General features: G+C 67.7%; 1 protein-coding gene. It reads right to left on the bottom strand.

Annotated features, from left to right (window positions below; all coding sequences use genetic code 11):
• Positions 1–105: 105 nt before the first annotated feature.
• Positions 106–1,149, bottom strand: coding sequence for an aldose epimerase family protein (locus tag ACFU53_RS48090; RefSeq protein ID WP_384007040.1), 1,044 nt, complete (start codon positions 1,147–1,149; stop codon positions 106–108).
• Positions 1,150–1,190: the final 41 nt, after the last annotated feature.

Genomic DNA, 1,190 nt, shown 5'->3' with positions numbered 1-1,190 from the left:
CTTACATACGGAGCCTGGGGTGACTCTGTTCAACCGCTGAGAATTTGACAGGAACTTGTGAACCACCTGTGAAGGGTGGTCGTCGGGAGAGCGGGTGGACGGCCGTCAGGAGAAGACGTGGACCGTCGTCGAGCGGTACGTCTGCCCAGGTCGCAGCACCGTCGACGGGTACGACGGCTTGTTCGGCGAGTCCGGGAAGTGCTGGGTCTCCAGACACAGCGCGTCCCCTTGCCGGTAGATCTTCCCGGAGGCTCCTACGAGCGTGCCGTCCAGGAAGTTCCCGGAGTAGAACTGCAGCCCCGGCTCGGTCGTCGAGATCGTCAGCGTACGGCCGGACACCGGATCCACCAGTGTCGCGGCCCACTCCGGCTCGGCCGTACCGCCCTTGTCCAGGACCCAGTTGTGGTCGAAACCCTTGGCGTGCAGCAGCTGCGGATCGGCCTCGCGGACGTCCTCGCCGACCGTCTTGCCCGTCCGGAAGTCGAAGGGGGTGCCCGCGACGTCGGCCGGCTCGCCGGTGGGGATCAGGCCGGAGCCGACAGGGGTGTAGCGGGCGGCGGCGATCGTCAGCTCGTGGTCGTGGACCGAGCCGCTGCCCTCGCCCGCGAGGTTCCAGTACACATGGTTGGTGAGGTTGACGACGGTGGCCCTGTCCGTGGTCGCCTCGTAGTCGATACGCCACTCGCCCCGCTCGGTGAGGGTGTAGGTGACCTTCACGTCCAGCGTGCCGGGGTAGCCCATCTCGCCGTCGGCGCTCGTACGGGACAGCCGCAGGCCCACATCCGGGCCGTCCGTGAACGGTTCGACCTCCCACACGGCCTTGTCGAAGCCGTCCGTACCGCCGTGCAGGCTGTTCGCTCCGTCGTTGACGGAGAGTTCGTACGCCTCGCCGTCGAGCGTGAACCGGCCCGCCCCGATCCGGTTGCCGTACCGGCCGATCAGCGCGCCGAAGTAGGGCGACCCGGCGACGTAGTCCTCGACGCTGTCGAACCCCAGCGAGACGTTGGCGTACCGGCCGTCCCGGTCCGGGATCTCCAGGGACTGCACGATCCCGCCGTACGACAGGACCTTCAGACGGGTGCCGCCGTTCTCCAGCGACCAGCGGTGGATCTCGGTGCCGTCGACGAGCTTGCCGAAGAGTTCCTTCACCGGCTTCCTGCCTCTCGTGGAAAAGCCGACGGGTCCCGCGG

Origin of the sequence: Streptomyces sp. NPDC057474 (genome assembly GCF_042802555.1) — a bacterium.
Classification (GTDB): Bacteria; Actinomycetota; Actinomycetes; order Streptomycetales; family Streptomycetaceae; genus Streptomyces.
The sequence above is the reverse complement of the archived record's forward strand: the minus strand, read 5'-3'. Positions and strand labels throughout refer to the sequence as shown.